This is a genomic window from Rhodanobacter sp. UC4448_H15 (assembly GCF_052978265.1).
Window position 1 is genome coordinate 2,668,020 of record NZ_CM129665.1, and the last position, 17,856, is coordinate 2,685,875.

20 protein-coding genes are annotated in these 17,856 nt (G+C 67.3%); 5 read left to right on the forward strand and 15 right to left on the reverse strand.

What is annotated here, in order from left to right:
- The 4 genes from ACVCMI_RS12205 to ACVCMI_RS12220 form a co-directional block, all read right to left on the reverse strand.
- Window positions 1–474, reverse strand: a complete 474-nt coding sequence (locus ACVCMI_RS12205) for an OsmC family protein (protein ID WP_377306531.1) — start codon at window positions 472–474, stop codon at window positions 1–3.
- The gene (locus tag ACVCMI_RS12210; RefSeq protein ID WP_447098647.1) at window positions 471–1,094 is read right to left on the reverse strand and encodes an FMN-binding negative transcriptional regulator; all 624 of its coding nucleotides are present in this window, start codon (window positions 1,092–1,094) and stop codon (window positions 471–473) included. The genes ACVCMI_RS12205 and ACVCMI_RS12210 overlap by 4 nt, the downstream gene beginning before the upstream one ends.
- 6 nt (window positions 1,095–1,100) lie before the next feature.
- Complete coding sequence (locus tag ACVCMI_RS12215; protein WP_447098646.1) at window positions 1,101–2,108, reverse strand: N-acetylornithine carbamoyltransferase; 1,008 nt, start codon at window positions 2,106–2,108, stop codon at window positions 1,101–1,103.
- A gap of 393 nt (window positions 2,109–2,501) precedes the next feature.
- On the reverse strand, window positions 2,502–3,026 hold the full coding sequence (locus ACVCMI_RS12220) for a glycine zipper 2TM domain-containing protein (protein WP_395119164.1): 525 nt from the start codon (window positions 3,024–3,026) through the stop codon (window positions 2,502–2,504).
- Between the two features lie 250 nt (window positions 3,027–3,276).
- Here ACVCMI_RS12220 and cysS point away from each other — a divergent pair, with 250 nt between their 5' ends.
- Together cysS and ACVCMI_RS12230 are read left to right on the forward strand one after the other, a co-directional pair.
- On the forward strand, window positions 3,277–4,650 hold the full coding sequence (cysS, locus tag ACVCMI_RS12225) for a cysteine--tRNA ligase (RefSeq protein WP_447098645.1): 1,374 nt from the start codon (window positions 3,277–3,279) through the stop codon (window positions 4,648–4,650).
- Window positions 4,651–4,705: 55 nt separating this feature from the next.
- Window positions 4,706–5,140: a SufE family protein gene (locus tag ACVCMI_RS12230; RefSeq protein ID WP_447098644.1), complete on the forward strand. Its 435-nt coding sequence runs from the start codon at window positions 4,706–4,708 to the stop codon at window positions 5,138–5,140.
- 155 nt (window positions 5,141–5,295) lie between these two features.
- Here ACVCMI_RS12230 and dksA read toward each other — a convergent pair whose 3' ends face one another.
- On the reverse strand, window positions 5,296–6,474 hold the full coding sequence (gene dksA / locus ACVCMI_RS12235; RefSeq protein ID WP_447098643.1) for an RNA polymerase-binding protein DksA: 1,179 nt from the start codon (window positions 6,472–6,474) through the stop codon (window positions 5,296–5,298).
- A gap of 92 nt (window positions 6,475–6,566) precedes the next feature.
- On the opposite strand from dksA, the gene yidD reads away from it, so the two are divergent.
- A complete protein-coding gene (gene yidD, locus ACVCMI_RS12240; protein WP_447099444.1) occupies window positions 6,567–6,878 on the forward strand; it encodes a membrane protein insertion efficiency factor YidD in 312 nt (103 codons plus the stop codon).
- 12 nt (window positions 6,879–6,890) lie between these two features.
- Here yidD and folE2 read toward each other — a convergent pair whose 3' ends face one another.
- From folE2 to efp, 7 genes are all read right to left on the reverse strand, one after another.
- The gene (folE2, locus tag ACVCMI_RS12245) at window positions 6,891–7,838 is read right to left on the reverse strand and encodes a GTP cyclohydrolase FolE2 (protein WP_447098642.1); all 948 of its coding nucleotides are present in this window, start codon (window positions 7,836–7,838) and stop codon (window positions 6,891–6,893) included.
- A 113-nt stretch (window positions 7,839–7,951) separates the two neighbouring features.
- Complete coding sequence (locus ACVCMI_RS12250) at window positions 7,952–8,806, reverse strand: phytoene synthase (protein ID WP_447098641.1); 855 nt, start codon at window positions 8,804–8,806, stop codon at window positions 7,952–7,954.
- Window positions 8,803–9,486: a phosphoglycolate phosphatase gene (gene gph, locus ACVCMI_RS12255; protein WP_447098640.1), complete on the reverse strand. Its 684-nt coding sequence runs from the start codon at window positions 9,484–9,486 to the stop codon at window positions 8,803–8,805. Before gph ends, ACVCMI_RS12250 begins: the two co-directional genes overlap by 4 nt.
- The gene (gene ubiG / locus ACVCMI_RS12260; protein ID WP_447098639.1) at window positions 9,483–10,187 is read right to left on the reverse strand and encodes a bifunctional 2-polyprenyl-6-hydroxyphenol methylase/3-demethylubiquinol 3-O-methyltransferase UbiG; all 705 of its coding nucleotides are present in this window, start codon (window positions 10,185–10,187) and stop codon (window positions 9,483–9,485) included. The genes gph and ubiG overlap by 4 nt, the downstream gene beginning before the upstream one ends.
- 92 nt (window positions 10,188–10,279) lie before the next feature.
- Window positions 10,280–10,534: a YciI family protein gene (locus ACVCMI_RS12265; RefSeq protein ID WP_395119180.1), complete on the reverse strand. Its 255-nt coding sequence runs from the start codon at window positions 10,532–10,534 to the stop codon at window positions 10,280–10,282.
- 14 nt (window positions 10,535–10,548) lie between these two features.
- Window positions 10,549–11,880 carry a TRZ/ATZ family hydrolase gene (locus ACVCMI_RS12270; protein WP_447098638.1) on the reverse strand — a complete coding sequence of 444 codons (1,332 nt, stop codon included), beginning with the start codon at window positions 11,878–11,880 and terminating at the stop codon, window positions 10,549–10,551.
- 218 nt (window positions 11,881–12,098) lie between these two features.
- Window positions 12,099–12,677, reverse strand: coding sequence for an elongation factor P (efp, locus tag ACVCMI_RS12275; protein WP_447110605.1), 579 nt, complete (start codon window positions 12,675–12,677; stop codon window positions 12,099–12,101).
- An 89-nt stretch (window positions 12,678–12,766) separates the two neighbouring features.
- Between efp and epmB the strand changes: the two genes are divergently transcribed.
- Entirely contained in the window at window positions 12,767–13,777 is a 1,011-nt protein-coding gene (gene epmB / locus ACVCMI_RS12280) for an EF-P beta-lysylation protein EpmB (protein ID WP_395119184.1), read from the forward strand.
- A gap of 133 nt (window positions 13,778–13,910) precedes the next feature.
- Window positions 13,911–15,953: an EAL domain-containing protein gene (locus ACVCMI_RS12285; protein WP_395119186.1), complete on the forward strand. Its 2,043-nt coding sequence runs from the start codon at window positions 13,911–13,913 to the stop codon at window positions 15,951–15,953.
- A gap of 138 nt (window positions 15,954–16,091) precedes the next feature.
- On the opposite strand, the gene rplS is transcribed toward ACVCMI_RS12285, so the two are convergent.
- From rplS to rimM, 3 genes are read right to left on the reverse strand one after another with little or no spacing between them, the layout of a single operon-like run.
- Window positions 16,092–16,487, reverse strand: coding sequence for a 50S ribosomal protein L19 (gene rplS / locus ACVCMI_RS12290; RefSeq protein ID WP_395119188.1), 396 nt, complete (start codon window positions 16,485–16,487; stop codon window positions 16,092–16,094).
- A gap of 44 nt (window positions 16,488–16,531) precedes the next feature.
- A complete protein-coding gene (trmD, locus tag ACVCMI_RS12295) occupies window positions 16,532–17,305 on the reverse strand; it encodes a tRNA (guanosine(37)-N1)-methyltransferase TrmD (protein ID WP_447098637.1) in 774 nt (257 codons plus the stop codon).
- 33 nt (window positions 17,306–17,338) lie between these two features.
- Window positions 17,339–17,854 (reverse strand): ribosome maturation factor RimM, encoded by a 516-nt coding sequence (gene rimM, locus ACVCMI_RS12300; RefSeq protein ID WP_447098636.1) that lies wholly within the window; start codon window positions 17,852–17,854, stop codon window positions 17,339–17,341.
- Between the last annotated feature and the right edge of the window lie 2 nt (window positions 17,855–17,856).

Sequence of the window (17,856 nt, forward strand, 5' to 3'; positions counted from 1 at the left end):
TCAGGCGGATTCGACGACGACGCGCGGCTCGCAGCGCACCGGGAAATTCACGGAATTGGCGATGAAGCAGGCGTGATGCGCCGCCTCGTGCGCGGCCTCGGCCTTGGCCGGGTCGCTGGCGGCAGTGATGGTCACCGTGGGGCGCAGCACCACTTCGACGAAACGGCCGCCATCGCCTTCGGTGGCCATCGTGCCTTCGGCAGCGTCGCTGTACGCCGTCACCACCACGCCGGCCACGGTGGCCATGTGCAGATACGACAGCATGTGGCAGGTCGACAATGCCGTGACCAGCATGTCCTCGGGATTGTGCTTCGCGGCATCGCCGCGGAAGGTGGGGTCGGACGAACCGGCGATCGCCGGCTTGCCGTCGATGCGGATGACGTGGTCGCGGCTGTAGTTGCGGTAGCCGTCCGTGCCGCTGCCGAGGTTGCCCGTCCATTCCACGGCAACGCGATAGTGATGCTGATGGTTCACGGTTTCGATTCCTCTTGTCGGGACATCCATGCGGCCAGTTCCGCGTCGCTATCGCCGTCGCGCTCGCGCAGCCCGGCGATCACGCCCGCACGGTTGCGCGCGGGATGGTTCTGGCTCAGCTTGAACTTGCCTTCGATGCGATCGATCGAGACTTCGAGGCCGACGATCGCGCGCAGCGAGGTCTCGATATGGTCGTCCGGCGCGTCGCTGATCTTCCATGGCTGCGGCTGGCCCGCTTCATGGTGATCGGTCAAGGTTTCCAGCAGACGACGCAGCCACGTCGCGTCGTCGATCACGCGCAGCCGGCCGTGCACGTGCACCACCGCGTAGTTCCAGGTCGGCACCTCGCGCCCGGTCTCGTGCTTGCTGGGATACCAGTTCGGGCTGATGTAGCCGTCCGGACCCTGGAACACCAGCAGCACCTCGGCGCCGTCCAGTCGCGCCAACTCGTTGCCGCGGGCGACATGGCCGTGCAGCACCTCGCCGACGAGTTCGAACGGCAGGTGATTGGCCGTCAATCCGTCGGCCGCGCGGGTCACCAGCGTGGCGAACGGGTATGCGCGAATCAGCCCGTGCAGGGATTCGACGCGGCTTTCCACAAAATGCTTCGGCGTATACATGGCGGCTCAACCCTGGCCGATCAACGACGCCATCACCGCCTTCTGCACGTGCAGGCGGTTCTCGGCCTCGTCGATGGCGATGCAGGCGGGCGAATCCATCACCGCGTCGGTGGCCTTGATGTTCCGGCGCAGCGGCAGGCAGTGGCTGAACAGGCCGTGGTTGGTGAGCGCCATCTTCGCCTCGTCGACGATGAAGTGCCTGTTCGCTTCGCGCACAGGCTTCTCCTCTTCCCAGCGACCGAAGAACGGCAGCGCGCCCCAGCTCTTGGCGTAGACCACGTCGGCCCCGGTGTAGGCTTCCTCGATGTCATGGCTGACCTTCAGCGAGCCGCCGTTCTGTTCGGCGTTCAGACGGCCAAACGCCATGTAGCGCTCGTCCAGCACGTAGTCGGGCGTCGGGCAAAGCAGGGTCACGTCCATGCCCAGCTTGGTCGCGATCAGCAGCGCCGAATTCGCCACCGCGGTGTTCAGCGGCTTCGGGTGATAGGTCCAGGTCAGCACGTACTTCCTGTTCTGCAGGTCGCCCAGGTGCTCCTTCAGCGCAAGCGCGTGGGCCAGTTCTTGGCAGGGATGGGTGATCGTCTCCATGTTGATCACCGGCACCGTGGCGTAGTGCGCAAACGCCTTGATCACCTTGTTCTGGCGATCCACCGCCCAGTCCTGGAATTTCGGGAACGCGCGCACCGCGATCAGGTCGACGTAACGCGACAGCACCCGCGCCACCTCGGCGATGTGCTCCTCGGTATCGCCGTCCATCACGCTGCCAACCTCGAACTCGATCGGCCACGCGTCCTTGCCCGGCGCCAGCACGATCGCGTGGCCACCCAACTGGAACGCGCCCAGCTCGAAGCTGGTGCGGGTGCGCATCGAGGGATTGAAGAACAGCAATGCGATCGACTTGCCGGCGAGCTGCTGGCCGCGCGGCGAGCGCTTGAACGCGGAGGCCTGTTCCAGCAGCGCGTCGATCTCGGCGCGGCTGTAATCCTGGGTGGTCAAGAAATGCCGAATGGTCATGAAGTCGATGCCTTATTGAAGAGTCCGGCCATGGATGGCCGGGGTGTTGCGGATGGATCCGCGTGAAATAAACACAAAAAACCCGGCACAAGGGCCGGGTTTGTCGTCGATGCACAAGAAACGCGTGCGACTGCCTACCCGGCCGGATGTCGAGTCATCGGTCGGCGCGCACGCGACGTCATGCCAGCGGCCGCGCGGGCGCTGGTAAGTACGGTGGCGGTATAGACGGCTGAAGACATGCGATGTTCCGGGTGGTCGGCGGCTATCATGGCGAGAATTTCGCTGCCATGCAACAAAAATCTGCGCCAGGTCAGTGCCTGTCCGGCAAGTATCGGCGTCTGAAAAAAATCGCCGCCCGAGAGGGGCGGCGGGATGGATGAGCGGAAGTCGGGATCAATCCACCGGGGTGACGGAAACCCGCACGCGCAGGCGCTCGCCCGGATCGTAGTCCAGCCGCGACATGTAGACCTCGCCGCGATAGCGATATTCCACGTCGTAGCCGATGATCCGGCGCTGCTCGCTGACCGTGTTCACCTCGCGGCACTGGGTCTGCGTGCTCTCGTAATCGCGACCGCGCGTGCTGCGGTTGCCGATCGCGCCACCGGCCACGGCACCGGCGACCGTCGCCGCCTTGCGCCCGTCGCCCTTGCCCACGGTGTTGCCCAGCACGCCACCGATCACCGCGCCCAGCACCGTGCCGGCGGTGCTGTTGCCGCCCTCGTGGCGCACCACCTGCTGGTCGTAGCACTCCTGCCGCGGCACGTTGGTGCGCGTCACGCCATGCACCGGGTCGGCGCGCAGCACGTCGGCCCAGCCGTAGTGGGCATTGCCGTCATCGTTGGGGTACGGCGCATTCTGCGCGTGCGCGCCGGCTGCCATCATGGCCAGCACCAACGCGGAAACCCATAGCTTGACCATGACCTGCTCCCGTGATGCACGTTCCACGCCACGCGCGGACTGGCAGCATTGCAGCAAATTCACTATGAATACACGCTTAGGCCGGACCGGCCTGTTCAGCCGTGGCGACCGTTTGCCGCAAGGCCGACGGCATCACGGATCGCCGGGTCCGGCCAGGAGCGGGCGATCCGCCGGGCACGAGCGGCATCGTCGCTTGTTAAGATGCGCAACCTGCCCCGCCCGACCGCCGACTCCCTCGCGGATGTGACCGATGCCGATTTCGCTCTACAACAGCCTGACGCGCCGCACCGAACCGTTTGTTCCGCTGGATCCCGCGCGCGTCACGATGTACCTGTGCGGACCGACGGTCTACAACTACGTGCACATCGGCAACGCGCGCGGGCCGGTGGTGTTCGACGTGCTGGCGCGGCTGCTGCGGCGGCACTACCCGCAGGTGGTGTATGCCCGCAACATCACCGACGTCGAGGACAAGATCAATGCCGCGGCATTGGCCGAAGGCGTGCCGATCTCGATCATCACCGAGCGCTACGCGCGCGCCTATCGCGAGGACATGGCCGGGCTGGGCATTGCGCCGCCAGACCTGGAGCCGCACGCCACCGCGCACATCGGCGCGATCATCGCCATGAACGAGGCGCTGATCGCCGGCGGCCACGCGTACGCGGCCGAAGGCCATGTACTGTTCGACGTCGGCTCGTACCCCGACTACGGCGCGCTCTCCGGCCGCGACACCGAAGAGTTGATCGCCGGCGCACGCGTGGAAATCGCGCCATACAAGAAGAACCCCACCGATTTCGTGCTGTGGAAGCCCTCCACGCCCGAACTGGCCGGCTGGGACAGCCCGTGGGGGCGCGGTCGCCCCGGCTGGCACATCGAGTGCTCGGCGATGTGCGCCGCGCAACTGGGCGAGACCATCGACATCCACGCCGGCGGCGTCGACCTGCTGTTCCCGCATCACGAGAACGAGATCGCGCAATCCACCTGCGCGCACGGCGGCAAGACCTTCGCGCGCTGGTGGATGCACAACGGCATGCTCACCTTCGACGGCCGCAAGATGTCCAAGTCGCTGGGCAACGTGCTGCTGGTGCACGAGCTGCTGAAACTCCACCCGCCCGAGGCGCTGCGCCTGCGCCTGCTCAGCGGCCACTACCGGCAGCCGCTGGACTGGTCCGACGGCGCCATCCAGCAGTCGGTCAGCACGCTGGACGGCTGGTACCGGGTGCTGCGCGACCTTGCCGACGTGGCGATCGACGCATCGCGGCTGCCCGTGCCGGCCGCCGTCGAGGCGGCGCTTTGCGACGACCTCAACACGCCCCTGGCGCTGGCCGAACTGGCCGTGCTTGCAGACGCCGCGCGTCAATACGGCACGCCCGCGGCCAAGGCCGATCTGCTCGGCGGCGGCGCCCTGCTCGGCCTGCTGCAGCAGGACCCGGAAGCATGGTTCAAGCACTCCGGCGGCGTGCACGTGGATGCCGCGCAAGTCGAGGCCTTGCTGGAAGCGCGTCGCGTCGCCCGCAGCGCCCGCGATTTCGCCCGCGCCGACGCGATCCGCGACGAGCTTGCTGCGATGGGCGTGGTGATCGAGGATGGTGCACAGGGCACGCGGTGGAGCATCGCCAAGGCCTGACGGCCATGCCGGAGCGGGTTTCATTTCCCGCCCTGCTACGCGCGATAATGGCCGCATGAATATCGCCGCCAGCAGCACCGACCAGGCCCAGCAGGAAATCGCCGAAGAGTTCGCCTTTCTCGGCGACTGGAGCGAGCGCTATCAGTACCTGATCGACCTCGGGCGGCAATTGCCGCCGTTTCCCGAGGAGTGCAAGACCGAAGCTTGGCGCGTGCACGGCTGCCAGTCGATGGTGTGGCTGGTGCCCAGTGGCGATGCGTCTTGCATGCACTTCGAAGCCACCAGCGACTCCGCCATCGTCTCGGGCCTGATCGCGCTGGTGCTGCGCGTCTACTCCGACCGCCCGGCCGCGGAGATCGTGGCCACCGAACCCGGCTTCGTCGGCACGATCGGCCTGGCCAAGCACCTTTCACCCACCCGCTCGAACGGCCTGACGGCGATGCTGGCGAAGTTGAAGGGATACGCCGCGGCAGCGGCGGGACAAAAGTGAGCAAGGAAGGGAAGCGAGCAAAGAGAAGCGAGGAATGAGAGAAGGCAACGGCGTGTCGCGCTCCGGCTCCTCTCCCACTCATCTTCACTCGCTCCTCGCAAAAAGCCCCGCTCGAAGCGGGGCTTTTTGCTGCATCGCGAAGCGGCGCGCCTTGCTCAGTCCCCCATCTGCTTCTGCAGATGTTCGCGGCGTTCCTGGGCGTCGAGCGAGAGCGTGGCGATCGGGCGCGCGTCGAGGCGGTCGACGCCGATCTCCTCGTCGGTCTCCTCGCAGAAGCCGTAGCTGCCTTCCTCGATCCGGCGCAGCGCCTTGTCGATCTTGGAGATCAGCTTGCGATAGCGGTCGCGGGTACGCAGCTCCAGCGAGTTCTCGGTTTCGCGGGTGGCGCGTTCGGCTTCGTCGCCGACGTCCCGCACTTCCTCGCGCAGGTTGTCCATGGTCTGGCGCGACTCTTCCACCAGCTGGTCGCGCCATTCACGCAACTTGTTGCGGAAGTAGGCCAGGTGTCGCGGGTTCATGTACTCCTCGTCGCTGCTCGGGCGATAACCCTTGGGCAAGGAGATCGTGCTGGTGGAGGGCAAGGCGTATCGCCCGTCTTCACGGGTGACGCCGCTGTCTAGAGTTTTTGTTGCCAGTTTATTCATTGGGGACGACGAATTCTTCGATTTCTTGTGGGAGGAAGCATGATTCCCGGGAGCGCTGACCATGGCCGTGGCGCTTGCCACCTTGCCCTTGAAGAGCCTGCTCGCGGGTGAAGGAGAATGGTGGATGGTCGCCGCGACCGGCTCCGGTCGTGCCGCGTGGGTTGCCGGCGCCTTGGCTGCCGGTGCCGCCGGTTTGGCGGCCTTGCCGTGCACCGGCCGGGGCGCCGGCTTCTTCGCCGCGGGCTTCGCCGCGACCTTGCTGGCCGGTGCCTTGCCCGCTGCAGCCTTCCCGGGCGATACCTTCTTCGCGGGAGCCTTCTTCACTGCGGGATGCTTCACGACGGGATGTTTCGTCACGGCCTTTTTGGCAACGACCTTCTTCGCCGGCGCTTTCTTCACCGCGGCCTTGCTCGCCGGCGTCCTGCCCTTGGCGGCCTTGCTGCCCGCCGCGGCCTTCTTGGCCGGTGCGTGGGCAGTCGGCCTGGAGGCCTTGGTGTGCGGCGCAGCCTTCTTCGGGGTGGCCTTGCTGGCGGGTTTCGCGACGGCCCGTGCGGGGGACTTCGCGGCGACCTTGGCAGCCTGCCCCTTGCCTGCCACCGGCTTCGACTTGACGGCCTTGGTGCCAGCCTTGTTGGGCGTCTTGCCCTTGTGCGCCTTGGCGGCGGTCGAACTCGCTTTGGTCTTCGCCATATCCCTTCACCCTGATTGGCCTTGGGGGCCGCGTGTTATAGCCGATGCATTCAACACCGGCAAGCCTGCTTCTGGAATACTTGTACCACTACATGGCGCACGCCGCTTCGGTATCCGTGAACATCCTCTCCCGATTCATACTGTGGTTGCTTGGTTTGTACAAGCGCTGGCTCAGCCCCCTGCTTGGCCCTCGCTGCCGCTTCCACCCCAGTTGTTCCGATTATGCACGGATTGCGGTCATCCGCTTCGGTCCGTGGCGGGGCAGCCTGCTGGCCGCATGGCGACTGCTGCGCTGCCAGCCGCTGTGTCCCGGCGGAGAAGATCCGGTGCCGGAACATTTTCATTTTGCGAGTTGCCGCGACCACGACGCGCCGCGTGATTCGGATGTGCCGCACTCCCGCTGACGATCGCGCGGCCTAACCGATGGAACCGTAGCCGCCTTCCACGCCCTTGCTGGCATAGGCAACGGCGTCGTGCGGATGCAGGCTCTCCTGGTGTTCCACCCGGATGTGGAAATCGCCGAGGCGGTCGTCGGCATCGAGTGCCTTCTGGATGCGCCGGGCGGCGTCCTCGCAGAACATCAGGTTGCCGCCGTTGGCCAAGGCGAAGGCTTGTTCGTCCTCGCGCTTTACCGCGGTCTGCACCGGCGTGCCGAGCGCGCTTTCGACCCGATCGATCAGCCCGACCAGATGGAAGCCGGCGTCGGCCGCCGGGCGAACGCGCAGGCGCGCCACGCTGCGCTGCGCATGGGCGGCGGCCACGATGCCCTTCTCGCTGCCCAGCCACGCCAGCACGGCGGCATGATCGAGCGCCTCGCCGGGCGCAAAATCGTGAATGAACTGGTCCTGGATCAGCTGCCGCGACAGCGCCGCCGAGGCCGGGCAAGTCGACGAATAGACCACCTCGGTGCCGAACTCCAGCAGGAACTGGTCGCCAACCAGACTGGCCTCGATGCACACCGGATAGGCGCGCCAGCCGCTGTTCGCGCTTTTCAGTGCCGGCCGGCGCACGAGGTGTTCGAAGCGGATGCTGAGGCAGGCGCGGTCGGACAGATCCTGGTGCGAGTCGAGGAAGCCGCGCAGCAGCGAGCGCAGCATGTCGGCGCTCAGGGTCTGCGTGCTCAACGCCTGCTCCACCTGCAGGTACAGCCGCGACATGTGGATGCCGCGCTTGTCCGGTCGCTTGAGATTGACGAAGGCACCGACGCGGGCACTGGAGCGCTGCGTTTGTCCATCGCCCGCGTCGAACAATACCGGCACCTGGATCTCGGCCATGCCGACCCAATCCAGCGCACCGGCAAGATGCGGCTGTGCGTGGACGGCCACGTCGGGGAGCAAGCGGGCGGTGTTTTCCTGGCTGGGCATGGAGGAGATCCTGGCATCGGCGCGACGAGCCGCCGCGAAACCGCCAATCTTGGGGCAAGGCGGCCACCTCACAATGGTGTCGCCACGGAAACGCTGCGTCCGCTCGCGCAAAACTACTGTGTCTGGCGCCGCCATGCACGGGCGGCCTGCCACGCCCGCCACGGCGTCGACCACGGCGTGCGCGACCAGTCGGCCTGCAACACGGCCAGTGCCTCGTCGGCATGCAGCGCGCGGCGCGCCAGCGCGCAGGCCTGACGCGACTCGAGTGCACGAAACACGCTGAGTGGCCCGCCCAGCGCATCGGCAGCGCGCCAGTCGCCGAGCAAATCCTGCAACTGCGCCCGGATCGCCTGCTGCCGCGGTGCGCAAGGCTTGCGCAGTTGCGCGCGATCCAGCCCGTGGCGTGCCAGCCGGGCCATCGGCAGTGGCAGGCGGTCGCGTTCGGCGTCTGCGTCCAGGTGCAACAAGGCATGCAACAAGTGATTGAGCACGGCCACCCGGGTCGCGCGCTCGGGCGAGGCCGCGGCGCCATACCACCATGCCGTCTCCAGTGCGGCCAGCGCACCGTGCAGCGGCATCGCCGCCTGCAGTTGGTCGGCGTAATCGGCCGCCGTGCCCTGCTCCAGCTGCGCCATCGCCGCCAATACCGGCGCCAGCCACAGCTCCGTGGCGATCGCGTGAGCGCGTTCGTCATCGAACAGCACCTGGGTGAGCGGATGCCGCCCGCCGCTGGCCGCCGCACCGGCCAGTTCCTCCGCCCACCAGCCGAGCTTGGCGGCGGCCACCTGCGGCTCGCGGATGCCGTAAGCCGCGCTCAGCAGCTCCTGCTCCAGCGCGGCCAGCGCCACGTGGCCCGGATGGCGGCGGCCGTCGACGAAGGCCAGCGCCACGCGCTGCTGCGGCTGCGCGGCCAGCCATTTGTCGATGAAGCCCTGCAACACCGCGTTCTGCCCGGCTGGTTCGCTCATGCCGTCGCCGACTCCAGTCGCAGCAACTCGGCCAGGGCGGCGGGCCGATCCAGCACGACATCGGCGCCCCAGGCGTGCGGATCGCCGCCGTCGAGGTAGCCCCAGCTCGCGGCCACGGTGAACACGCCCGCCGCTGCGCCGGCCTGCACGTCGCGGCGATCGTCACCGACGAACAGGCACTGGCCCGGCACCAGTCCTGCGCGTTCGCAGGCCAGCAGCACGGGTGCCGGATCGGGCTTTTTCACCGGCAAGGTGTCGCCGCACACCACGGCGGCGGCGCGCGTCGACCAGCCGATCCGGCGCAACAGTTCGTCGGTCAGGAATGCCGCCTTGTTGGTGACGATGCCCCAACGCAGGCCTCGCGCTTCCAGCCGCGCCAGCAGGTCGTCGACCCCGTCGAAGGCGCGCGTGTCGCGGGCCATCACCTGCTCGTACAACTGCAGGTAGCGCGGCACCAGCGCCTCGATCACCGCCTCGCCGCGCGAGGCGAACGCGCAACGCAGCACCGCGCGGGCACCGCGCGAGACCACCTCGCGCACGGGCGCGTAGGCGGGCGATGCCACGCCCTCCTCGGCGCACTGCGCCTGCAGCGCGGCGTACAGATCGGGCGCGCTGTCCAGCAAGGTGCCATCGAGATCGAACAGGACGCCGGCGACGGATGGAGGCAGCGGCTTGCTCATGCCGGCTTCTGCGCGCAAAGCACGTAATTGACTGCCGTGAGACGGCTCAGGCGTGCCTCGCGGCGGAACGGGTTGTAGGCCAGGCCGCTGACGTCTTCCAGCTCCAGCCCCGCGCCGCGCAGCAATCGCGACAATTCGGAGGGCTTGAGGAATTGCGCGTAGTGGTGTGTCCCGCGCGGCAGCATGCGCAGCAGGTATTCGGCGCCCAGGATCGCCGCACCGAACGCCGCCGGCGTGCGATTGATGGTGGACATGAACAACCGTCCGCCGGGCTTGAGCATCGCGGCCAGGTCGGTGACCAGCGCCGCCGGATCGGGCACGTGCTCGATCAGCTCCATGCAACACACCACGTCGAACGACGCCGCTTCGGCAGCCGCCAGCTCGGCGGAGGATTGCACCCGGTAATCGACCTGCAGGTTCGACTCGTGCAGGTGCAAGCGGGCGATGTCGATCACCTTCTCGCCCAGATCGATGCCGGTGACGTGCGCACCGGCACGGGCCAGCGATTCGCTGAGCAGGCCGCCGCCGCACCCGACATCGGCCACGCGGGCACCGCGCAGTTCCGCGCGTGCCGCGATGTAGGCCGTGCGCACCGGATTGAGGTCGTGCAGCGGTCGCGATTCGCCGTCGGGGTCCCACCAGCGGGACGCCAGCTGGTCGAAGCGGGCGATTTCGGCGGGGCTGACATTGGCGGCGGTCATGTTCGAGTCCACGTTGAATCCACGAATTTATTGAAAAGTGCGGCCATGGATGGCCGCCTCTTGATTTTCACGCTTATGGATGAGCGCAAAAGTCAAGACGCCTGCCATTCGTGCACCGTGATGTCCCAGCCGCCACTGACATGCGCGGGGTCGCGCTGCACCAGCGCCGTTGCCTCGGCGAGGTCGGCCGCGTGCAGCAGGTAGGCACCGCCGGACTTGTCGCCGAAGCCGCCGGACAGCTCCACCTTGCCCTCGCCGCGCAACTGGTCCAGATAGGCCAGATGCTGCGGCACCACGGCCGCGTCGAACTGCGGCCGGCGGATCAGCAAAACCAGGTAACGATTCATCGGAAAACTCCCACTCAAGTTGCGGCGATCCGCTCGCGCCAGGCGCGCGCTCGCGCCAGGATCGCCGCGGTGTCCATGTCGATCAGCTCGCGCGCGGCCAGCTTGCGGTGCCCGGCGATCCACACGTCGGTGACCTGCTGGCGGCTGCACGCATACACCAGTTGCGAGGCGACGTGGAACAGCGGCTGGGTCTCCAGGTCGCTCAGGCGCACGGCAGCCAGGTCGGCCTGCTTGCCGGGTTCGATCGAGCCGATGCGCGCTTCCAGCCCGATCGCCCGCGCGCCGTTGAGCGTCGCCGCACGCAGCGCAAAGGCGGCGTCGAAGGCGGCGGCGTCCTGCGCCACCGCCTTGGCCAGCTGCGCCGCCGTGCGCATCTCGCCGAACATGTCCAGGTCGTTGTTGGAGGCGCAACCGTCGGTGCCGATCGCCAGGTTCGCGCCGGCGCGCCGGAACTGCTCCGCCGGGCAGAAGCCGGAGGCGAGCTTGAGGTTGGATTCCGGGCAATGCACCATCGAGACACCGGCGCTCGCGCAGGCGGCGATCTCGCCCTCGGTGACCTGGGTCATGTGCACCGCGATCAGGCGGTCGTTGACCAGGCCCAGGCGCTGCAGGCGCTGGAACGGGCGCAGGCCGCTCTTTTTCTTCTCTTCCTCGATCTCGTGCGCGGTCTCATGCAGGTGCAGGTGCACCGGGATGTCGAGCTGGTCGGACTGCAGCCGGATGCGCTCGAAGCTCTCGTCGGAGACGGTGTACGGCGCATGCGGCGCGAACGCGGTGCTGACCAGCGGATCGCCGCGGAAGCTGTCATGCACCTCGCCGGCGCGCGCGAAATACTCGTCCTGGCTGTTCGCCCAGGCGGTGGGGAACTGGATTACCGGCAGGCCGACCACCGCGCGGAAGCCCAGCTTGCGATAGGTCGCGCCGATCACGTCGGGGAAGAAATAGTTCTCGTTGGCGCAGGTGGTGCCACCGCGCAGCATCTCGGCCACGGCCAGTTCCACGCCGTCGCGCACGAACTCCGGGCCGATCACCCTGGCCTCGGCCGGCCAGATGTGCTGCTGCAGCCAGACCATCAGCGGCAGGTCGTCGGCGAGGCCGCGCAGCAGGGTCATCGGGTTGTGCGTGTGGCTGTTGACCAGGCCGGGGATCAGCGCGTGCTCGCCCAGTTCGACGCGCTCGCGCGGCGCATAGGCGGCGCGGGCCTCGTCGATCGGCAACAGCGCCACGATGCGCTCGCCGTCGATGGCCACGGCGTGGTTTTCCAGCACCACCGCATGCGGCTCGACGGGCACCACCCAGCGCGCCTCGATCAGCAGGTCGATGGATTGCGGGGTGGTCTGGGTCATCGTTCACTCACTTGCAAGGGGTGGATGCGAGAAGGGGCGGCACACCCCTCGATGGTGCCCGCCCCGTGTTCGTCATCCCGGCCAAAGCCCGGATCCCATGTTGCTGCGGTTGCTTGTGCGCAGGATGAGGCGTGCTGCGCACGAGTGTTTCACTGGACCCTGCCTGCGCAGGGATGACGAACCGGCAAAGGCGCGGGCATGGCCCGCGCGCCGCTTCGTCACTTGACGCGGCTGTCGTATTCGCCGGTGCGGGTGTCGACCTTGATGACTTCATCCTGGCCGACGAACAGCGGCACGCGCACCACCGCACCGGTCTCCAGCGTGGCCGGCTTGCCACCGCCGCCGGAGGTGTCGCCGCGCACGCCCGGGTCAGTCTCGACGATCTTCAGCTCGACGAACTTCGGCGCCTGCACCGCCACGATGTTGCCGTTGAACAGGGTGACCACGCACTCCTCTTCGCCCTTGAGCCACTTCCACGCATCGCCCATCGCGGCCTGCGTGGCCGGCACCATCTCGAACGTCTCCATGTTCATGAAGTGCCACAGGCGGTCCTTGCCGATGCCGTCGATGAAGGACAGCTGCATGTCGGTGTCGGTGACGTCGGCCTCCTCGAACGAGTCGCTGGACTTCAGCGTCTGCTCGGTGGTGCGGCCGTCCTTCAGGTTGCGGATGCGGATGCGGGTGAACGCCTGGCCCTTGCCCGGCTTGATGAAGTCGGCCTCGGTGATGATCCAGGGATCGCCGTTGTGGAGGATCTTCTTGCCCGTCTTGACGTTGTTGAGGCCGAGGGTCGCCATGCGCTGTCTGCTCCAAAGGTAAAACCGCCCCGCAGGACGGCTAAAATGGGTATCTTTTCACGGGCCAAGAGGCCCGCCGAAGGCTCTCCATGATAACCGCAAGCCCCAGTGCCCGCCTATCGTCGCCTGCAACCGACTGGCGCGAGCTCTGGCGCAACGCCATCACCGACCCTGCCGAACTGCTGCAGGCGGTGGGCCTGGGCGACCGCACCGACCTGCTGCCGCCGGACGACGCCGGCTTCGCCCTGCGCGTGCCGCGCGGTTTTGTCGCACGGATGCGCCGCGGCGATCCGCGCGATCCGCTGCTGCTGCAGGTGCTGCCCCAGCGCACCGAACATGACCGGGTCGCCGGCTTCACCCTCGACGCCGTGGGCGACCTCTCGGCCAAGGCCGGCCACGGCATGCTGCACAAGTACGACGGGCGCGCGCTGCTGATCGCCAGCGGCAGCTGTGCGGTGAACTGCCGCTACTGCTTCCGCCGGCACTTCCCCTACGGCGAGGAAATCGCCGCCGCCTCGCACTGGCGCGAGGCGCTGGAGCGGCTGCGCGCCGACCCGTCGATCCGCGAACTGATCCTCTCCGGCGGCGATCCGCTGTCGCTGGCCACGTCCAAGCTGGAGGAGCTGACCCGCGGCCTGGCCGAGCTGCCGCAGGTGATCCGCCTGCGCATCCACACGCGTCTGCCGGTCGTTCTGCCCGAGCGGGTCGATGACTCCCTGCTGGCCTGGCTGGCCGGCCTCCCGCTGCAGAAGGTGGTGGTGCTGCATGCCAACCATGCCAACGAACTCGACGCCGGCGTCGACGCGGCCTGCGCCGCCTTGCGCGAGACCGGTGCGACGTTGCTGAACCAGTCGGTGCTGCTGCGCGGCGTCAACGATGATGCCGACGCGCTCGCCAACCTTTCCGAACGCCTGTTCGCCGCCGGCGTGCTGCCCTATTACCTGCACCAGCTGGATCGGGTCCACGGCACCGCCCATTTCGAGGTGGCCGACGACACCGCGCTCGCGCTGCTGGACACCCTGCGCGCGCGCCTGCCCGGCTACCTGGTGCCGCGACTGGTACGCGAGGTGGCGGGCGACCCGGCCAAGCGGCCGCTGTGAGCCGCCACCGGCCAGGTCCGGGGCTGCCGCACCGGTGGCGAGCGACAACGGAATCCGCTACAAACACTCATTGCCATCGACCATGCGGACCCGTCAAGGGCGCCCGCCCTGCCCGGAACCCACGCCCCGCCCCATGAAAAAAGACTTCGTCATCAAGATCCTGTTCGTCGAGAACTCCCTGGAGGAGGCCGAACAGATCATCAGCCTGATGCGCAACAGCGGCATCGCGGTGCGACCGGCGCGGGCCACCAACATCGAGCAGATCCGCTCGGCGGTGGGCGAGCTTGAGCCTGACGTGGTGATGTTCGACCCCTCGGTCACCGACGTCAGCCTGGACGAAACCATGGGCGTGATGGAGGCCTCCGGCCGCGATTTCGCGCTAGTAGGCCTGGTCAGCAACATGGACAACGAACTGGTCGCCGACCTGTTCGTGCATGGCGCCCGCGGCGTGGCCTCGCGCACCCACCCCAAGCAGCTCATCGCGGTGCTGAAGCGCGAATTCGAATCCCTGCACACGCGCCGCCAGGTGCGCTGGCTGCACACCGCGCTGCGCGAAACCGAGCGCCGCTGCGACGCCCTGCTCGACTCCTCCACGGACGCGATCGCCTACGTGCACGAGGGCATGCACGTGCGCGCCAACCAGGCCTACCTGGACACCTTCGGCTACGAGAGTTTCGACGACCTGCTGGGCATGCCGCTGCTGGACATGATCGACTCGGCCAATGCCGATGAGATGAAGGCGCTGCTGCGCGGCCAGGCCCACCAGGGCAAGTTCCCGGCCCAGTTGCCGCTGCGCGCGCGCCGCGCCGACGACAGCCGCTTTGATGCCACCGTGGAGTTCGCCCCGGCGACCTTCGAGGGCGAGCGCTGCCTGCAGATCGTGTTCCGCCGCCAGGTCGTCGACCCGGCCGTGCTGGAACAGCTGCAACGCGACCCGGTCACCGGCCTGTACAACCGCCAGCACATGCTGGCATGCATCGACGATGCGGTGACCGAGGCAGCCAAGGGCAAGAAGGGCCAGTCGCTGCTGCTGATCGAACCGGACAACTGGGCCTCGCTGGTCAGCGGCATCGGCCTGGGCAAGACCGATGAACTGCTGGCCGGCTTCGCCGGGCGCATCCGCATGCTGCTGGGCGCCACCGACATCGCCGGCATGCTCGCCGAGCACACTTTCGGCGTGGCCCTCGACTCGCGTTCGGACGAGGCGATCCGCGAGTGGATCGCCAAGCTGCAGCACAGCGTCGGCAGCGAGATCTTCGATGCCGGCACACGTTCGCTGACGGTCACCGCCAGCGTCGGCGGCAGTCTGCTCGGCGAGAAGAACGCCAACAGCGAGCTGCTCCTCAACCAGGCCAGCCACGCCTTGCGCACCGCGCAGAACCTGGGCGGCAGCCAGGTCGAACTGCACGACCCGGCGGCGCGGGAGAAGGCCGACGAGGAGCGCGAGCGCTACTGGCTGGACCTGCTGCAGCAGGCGCTGGCCAATAACGGTCTGGTGCTGTATCACCAGCAGACGATCAGCCTGCAGGACGCCGAGGGCGAGTTCTCCGAGATTCTGCTGCGCATGAACGGACCGCAGGGCGAGGTGCTGCCGGGCTTCTTCATGCCGATCGCCGAGAAGCACAACCTCACCGGGGCGGTCGACCGCTGGGTGCTCGACCAGGCCATCCGCATCCTGCAGGCGCGCGAGCCGCAGGGACAGCCGACCACGTTCTTCATCAAGCTCACCGCCGCCTCGCTGCAGGACGACAGCCTGTTGCCATGGCTGAAGGAGCGCCTGGGCAAGGCCGGGCTGAAACACGGTCGCCTGGTGCTGGAGATGACCGAAAGCAAGGTGATGACCCTGCTGCGACCCGCGCAGGAGTTCGTCAACGCGTGGAAGAAGATGGGTGGCGGCTTTGCGCTGGAGCAGTTCGGCTCGGGCCTGAACTCGTTCCAGCTGCTGAACCACATCGACGCCGACTACCTCAAGATCGACCGCAGCCACATGGCCGACCTGCCGCAGCACGCCGACAGCCAGAAGAAGGTCGCCGAGATCTGCCAGCAGGCACACGAACTGAAGCGCCTGACCATCGCCGAGTGGGTCGAGGACGCCACCAGCACGTCGCTGCTGTTCGCCTGCGGCGTCGACTTCGTGCAGGGCAACTTCCTGCAGGTGCCGCAGCGGCTGGAATGAATGCTGCCTCGGGACCCGGGGTTCGGGATCCGATCGCAGGAGCATCAGGCGGTATTCGCCGAATGGCCGGCATCACACAGAAAAAACCCCCGGGGAGCGATCCGCGGGGGTCTTTTCATGCAGCCTTCGCAGCGAGGATTACTCGGCAGCGGCAGCCGCCTTGGCGTTCGCCTTGGCGGCGGCAGCGGCGGCGATGTCTTCCTTGATGCGGGCGGCCTTGCCTTCCAGGCCACGCAGGTAATACAGCTTGGCGCCGCGCACCTTGCCCTTGCGCTTCACCGAGACCGAGTCGATGGTCGGGCTGTGCGCCTGGAACACGCGCTCCACGCCGGTGCCGTGCGAGATCTTGCGCACGGTGAAGGCCGAATGCAGGCCGCGGTTGCGCTTGGCGATGACGATGCCCTCGAACGCCTGCACGCGCTCGCGGTTGCCTTCCTTCACCTTCACGTTGACCACCACGGTGTCGCCGGGGCCGAAGTCCGGCAGCTGGCGGGTGATCTGCTCGGATTCGAACTGTTCAATGATCTTGTTCATGGCGCACCTGTCGGTTCACTTTTGCGATATCAAGGCTGCGGCCGTCACTCGACCGCATCGTCTTGCCGTGTCGACTGCCCAGAGGCATGTTCACGGCGAAATTCATCCAGCAAGGCCCGGGATGCCGCATCCAGGCCACGCTGCGACAACAAGTCCGGGCGGCGCAGCCAGGTGCGACCCAACGATTGCTTGAGGCGCCAGCGGGCAATTGCCGCATGGTCGCCGGACAGCAACACCGCCGGTACCTCACCCAGCGCATCCTGCACCGGTTTTCCGTAATGCGGACAATCCAGCAGGCCATCGGAGAATGAATCCTGCTCGGCCGACTGCGCGTCGTTCAACGCGCCATCCTGCAAGCGCCCCACCGCGTCGATGACCACCGCCGCGGCAAGCTCACCGCCGGACAGCACATAATCGCCGATGGAGAGCTCCTCGTCGACCTCGTGCGCCAGCAGGCGCTCGTCCACACCTTCGTAACGTCCGCAGAGCAGGCCGATGCGCGGCAGCTTCGCCAGCGCCTCCACCCTGCCCTGCGTCAGCCGCGCTCCCTGCGGACTGAGATAAACCAGATGCACCGGTTCCGGTGCCGCCTCGCGCATCACTTTCAAGGTGGTGCGCAAGGGCTCGATCATCATCACCATGCCCGGACCGCCGCCATACGAGCTGCTGTCCACGCTGCGATGCTTGTCGGTGGCGTAGTCGCGCGGGTTCCAGGCTTCCACCTGCAGCAGCTCGCGTTGCTGCGCGCGTCCCACCACACCGACGGCGGCGCACTGGCGCACGAAGTCGGGAAACAGGCTGACGACATCGATGCGCATGACCCTTGATCCTCTGCCCACAAGCCGGCGACGTCAGAATTCGGGATCCCAGTCCACCACCATGCGCCCTGCGGACAAGTCCACCGAACGCACATACGACCCCTGGACAAAGGGGATCAGCCGCTCGCGCGTACCGTCCCTGACCACCACGACATCGTTGGCGCCGGTGGCGAACAGGTGGCTGACCCGCCCCAGCTCCACGTTGTCTGTGGTGACGACATCGAGTCCTTCGAGGTCGACCCAGTAATACTCGCCCTTCGCCGGAGGAGGCAGCTGTTCGCGGGCGACATGGATGTCGGTACCGATCAACGCTGCCGCCTGGTCCCGATCGTCCACCCCGGGCAACTGGGCCACCATGCCCTTGCCCTGCGGTCGACCTTTCACGCCGGAGACCTCTCTTTCCGTGCCTGGCGCTGCACCGAGCAGCCACGGCTGGTAATCGAAGATCCGCATGCGCGGCTCGGCGAAGGATTCGATCTTCAGCCAGCCCTGCACGCCATACAGCCCGACGATGCGCCCGATCAGGACGCGCCGACCGGCTGTCGTCATGC

What these genes read in the sequence shown, in the direction of transcription:
- ACVCMI_RS12210 (WP_447098647.1), bottom strand. Translation starts at nt 1,094, where the DNA reads ATGTATACGCCGAAGCATTTTGTGGAAAGCCGCGTCGAATCCCTGCAC.
- ACVCMI_RS12215 (WP_447098646.1), bottom strand. Translation starts at nt 2,108, where the DNA reads ATGACCATTCGGCATTTCTTGACCACCCAGGATTACAGCCGCGCCGAG.
- ACVCMI_RS12220 (WP_395119164.1), bottom strand. Translation starts at nt 3,026, where the DNA reads ATGGTCAAGCTATGGGTTTCCGCGTTGGTGCTGGCCATGATGGCAGCC.
- cysS (WP_447098645.1), top strand. Translation starts at nt 3,277, where the DNA reads ATGCCGATTTCGCTCTACAACAGCCTGACGCGCCGCACCGAACCGTTT.
- ACVCMI_RS12230 (WP_447098644.1), top strand. Translation starts at nt 4,706, where the DNA reads ATGAATATCGCCGCCAGCAGCACCGACCAGGCCCAGCAGGAAATCGCC.
- dksA (WP_447098643.1), bottom strand. Translation starts at nt 6,474, where the DNA reads ATGGCGAAGACCAAAGCGAGTTCGACCGCCGCCAAGGCGCACAAGGGC.
- yidD (WP_447099444.1), top strand. Translation starts at nt 6,567, where the DNA reads ATGGCGCACGCCGCTTCGGTATCCGTGAACATCCTCTCCCGATTCATA.
- folE2 (WP_447098642.1), bottom strand. Translation starts at nt 7,838, where the DNA reads ATGCCCAGCCAGGAAAACACCGCCCGCTTGCTCCCCGACGTGGCCGTC.
- ACVCMI_RS12250 (WP_447098641.1), bottom strand. Translation starts at nt 8,806, where the DNA reads ATGAGCGAACCAGCCGGGCAGAACGCGGTGTTGCAGGGCTTCATCGAC.
- gph (WP_447098640.1), bottom strand. Translation starts at nt 9,486, where the DNA reads ATGAGCAAGCCGCTGCCTCCATCCGTCGCCGGCGTCCTGTTCGATCTC.
- ubiG (WP_447098639.1), bottom strand. Translation starts at nt 10,187, where the DNA reads ATGACCGCCGCCAATGTCAGCCCCGCCGAAATCGCCCGCTTCGACCAG.
- ACVCMI_RS12265 (WP_395119180.1), bottom strand. Translation starts at nt 10,534, where the DNA reads ATGAATCGTTACCTGGTTTTGCTGATCCGCCGGCCGCAGTTCGACGCG.
- ACVCMI_RS12270 (WP_447098638.1), bottom strand. Translation starts at nt 11,880, where the DNA reads ATGACCCAGACCACCCCGCAATCCATCGACCTGCTGATCGAGGCGCGC.
- efp (WP_447110605.1), bottom strand. Translation starts at nt 12,677, where the DNA reads ATGGCGACCCTCGGCCTCAACAACGTCAAGACGGGCAAGAAGATCCTC.
- epmB (WP_395119184.1), top strand. Translation starts at nt 12,767, where the DNA reads ATGATAACCGCAAGCCCCAGTGCCCGCCTATCGTCGCCTGCAACCGAC.
- ACVCMI_RS12285 (WP_395119186.1), top strand. Translation starts at nt 13,911, where the DNA reads ATGAAAAAAGACTTCGTCATCAAGATCCTGTTCGTCGAGAACTCCCTG.
- rplS (WP_395119188.1), bottom strand. Translation starts at nt 16,487, where the DNA reads ATGAACAAGATCATTGAACAGTTCGAATCCGAGCAGATCACCCGCCAG.
- trmD (WP_447098637.1), bottom strand. Translation starts at nt 17,305, where the DNA reads ATGCGCATCGATGTCGTCAGCCTGTTTCCCGACTTCGTGCGCCAGTGC.
- rimM (WP_447098636.1), bottom strand. Translation starts at nt 17,854, where the DNA reads ATGACGACAGCCGGTCGGCGCGTCCTGATCGGGCGCATCGTCGGGCTG.